We start from the raw sequence: 2774 nt of genomic DNA, 5'->3' as shown, positions 1-2774 counted from the left end.
TGTGATATAACCCTGAACGCCGTTCCCTTGTAGCTCAGCGGTAGAGCATTCGGCTGTTAACCGAAGGGTCACTGGTTCGAATCCAGTCGGGGGAGCTTTTCTGTTGGTTTCTTTTCGAGAGGCGCTGTTAAACTATTTAACAGCGCCTCTCGCTGTTTTTTGAGGCACAAAGTAGTGAACCACAAGGACAATAATACCGTCGTCAAGAAATACAGTTTGGAGAAACTATGACGAGACGACTTGCTTTTGCGGCTACCCTCACGCTAACCCTTGGCGCCCTCGCGGCAGAACCCCAGAAAGCGCCCCAGAGCCTACCGAGGCAGGATTTTCTGAAGACGAACTGTGTTGCCTGTCACAATAGCTCCACCAAAGAAGGCAAGCTCGACCTGACAACCCTGAAGTTTGAGCTGGACAATCCCAAGGTCTTTGCTCTCTGGGCGAAGGTTCACGACCGGGTGCGCGACGGTGAGATGCCACCCAAAGACGTGACCCCACTGAGCACTACTGCACGCGCGGCATTTCTGAAAAGCCTGGAAGCGCCGCTGATTGCCACCGACGACGCACGGGTGCGCCGTGAGGGGCGGGCGATCTGGCGGCGCATGAACCGCTACGAGTACGAGAACACGCTACGTGACCTGCTTGATGCCCCCTGGCTTCAAGTTAAAGAGATGCTCCCTGAGGATGGCGAGGTGGCGCGTTTTAATAAAATTGGGGAGGCGCTTGATGTTTCTTATGTGCAGATGGGGCGCTACCTCGCTACCGCAGAGTACGCGCTGCGGGAAGTGCTTGCTCGGGAGACCACTCGCCCGATAAGTACCCGACGGCGCTTCTATGCTCGTGAGCAAAATGCGTTCACGGGCAAGGTAAAGTTTGGCGTGTTCAATACCAGCCCGGAGCGTGCGACATTTCCGATGATTGGCAGTGCTGCTGATATTCCCGCGCTGGAGGGCACGGCTCCCATGACCGTGGGACCCGCGGACCCGCTGGTGCGTGAGCAAGAGGCAATGGGGGTTGTTGCCAGTACCTATGAGCCCCTGGAGATCAAGTTCAGTAGCTTTAAAGCTCCCGCCGCCGGACGCTACAAACTCCGCCTGAAGACCCACTCGTTCTGGGCTGCACCGGAGAGTGAGAAGCGCTGGTGGCGGCCCAGTCGCCAGCTTCTCTCTGCGGGACGGACCCCGGAGCCGGTGAGTCTCTACGCCGAGACACCGCCACGGCTCTTACGAAAGCTGGGAAATATCGAGACGGGGCCAGAGCCGTCTGTGAGTGAGCTGGATGTCTATTTGCTCAAGGGGGAGACAGTTCGGCCCGATGCGGTGCGCCTCTTCCGCTCACGCCCCCCCGGAAGCTGGCACAACCCGCTGGCCGAGAAAGATGGGCAGCCAGGAGTCGCGTTTCAGTGGCTCGAAGTGGAAGGCCCGCTTATTGAGAGCTGGCCAAGCAAGGGCCACACACTGCTCTTTGGGGATCTGCCGCTTAAGATGGGGGCAAAGGGCAAGGTCGAAGTTGTCTCCAGTGACCCGAGCGCTGATGCGGAGCGCTTGCTACGGGCCTTCCTGACACGTACCTACCGTCGCCCGGTGCGCCCCGAAGACATCCAGCCGTTTCTAAAGCTCGCACAGACTGCTCTCGTCGGCGGTGATAGTTTTACCGATGCGCTTCTGACGACCTACTCGGCTGTGCTGTGCTCACCCGCGTTTGTGACACTGGAAGAGAAGCCGGGGCCACTGAGCGACCACGCCCTGGCGACCCGTCTGGCCTACTTCCACGGGAACTCAGAACCCGATACTGCACTCCGTTTGCTGGCCGATCAAAAAACACTGCGAAAACCAGGCACACTCTCTGCCCAGACCGAGCGCCTGCTGGCCGACCCAAAGTCCCAGCGCTTTGTCGGGGCTTTTCTGGACTACTGGCTCGATCTGCGCAAGATAAACAACACATCGCCCGATGCGGAGCTCTACCCCGATTACTATCTGGATGACTATCTGGTGGAGTCGGCGACCGAGGAGACTCAGCACTTTTTTACGGAGCTGGTCGGAAACAACCTGCCTGCCCGCAACTTGGTGGCATCGGACTTTGTGATGGTCAATCAGCGCCTCGCGGAGCACTACGGCTTGCCTGGTGTGAAAGGCATTGCGCTACGCAAAGTTATGCTGCCACCCGACTCACCGCGCGGTGGTCTGCTCACCCAGACCAGCGTCCTAAAGGTGACGGCCAATGGGACAACTACCTCGCCGGTGCTGCGTGGTGCCTGGATTATGGAGCGCATTCTGGGCCAGCCGGTTCCCCCGCCGCCTGCTGCAGTGCCCGCCGTGGAGCCCGATACCCGTGGGGCGGTGACGATCCGTCAGCAGCTCGATAAGCACCGCACTAATGCCTCTTGCAATAGCTGCCATTCCAAGATGGACCCGGCGGGCTTCGCGCTAGAGAGCTTCGATGTTGCAGGCGGCTGGCGCGAGCGCTACCGTGCACTGGGCGAGGGCGCAAAAGTGGCGGGTTATGGCAAGAACGGCCAGCCTTTCGAGTTCCATCCCGCGCAGCCGATTGACGCCACGGGGGGGCTGCCCGATGGCCGCCGCTTCCAGGATGTCCGCGAGCTAAAAACACTCCTCCTCAAAGACGAGCGTCAGCTTGCGCGGAATCTCGTGCGGCAGCTTGTGGTCTATGCCACGGGTGCACCGATACGCTTTGGTGACCGCCCCAAGATCGAGGCTATCCTAGACCGCGCCGCCCCCAGCCGCTATGGCGTCAAGTCTCTGATCCATGCTATCGTG

At 59.7% G+C, this 2774-nt stretch carries 1 protein-coding gene and 1 tRNA gene; both read left to right on the top strand.

The genetic code is table 11. The features are described 5' to 3' along the window. Window positions 1–23: 23 nt before the first annotated feature. Window positions 24–95 (top strand) — tRNA-Asn (locus ACH2EH_RS24645). Window positions 96–227: 132 nt separating this feature from the next. Continuing rightward, on the top strand, window positions 228–2774 hold a 2547-nt coding region (locus ACH2EH_RS24640), incomplete at its 3' end, for a DUF1592 domain-containing protein (RefSeq protein ID WP_395145995.1).

The organism is Armatimonas sp. (assembly GCF_043760365.1).
GTDB lineage: Bacteria > Armatimonadota > Armatimonadia > Armatimonadales > Armatimonadaceae > Armatimonas.
This window is presented reverse-complemented; position numbering and strand designations above follow the sequence as displayed.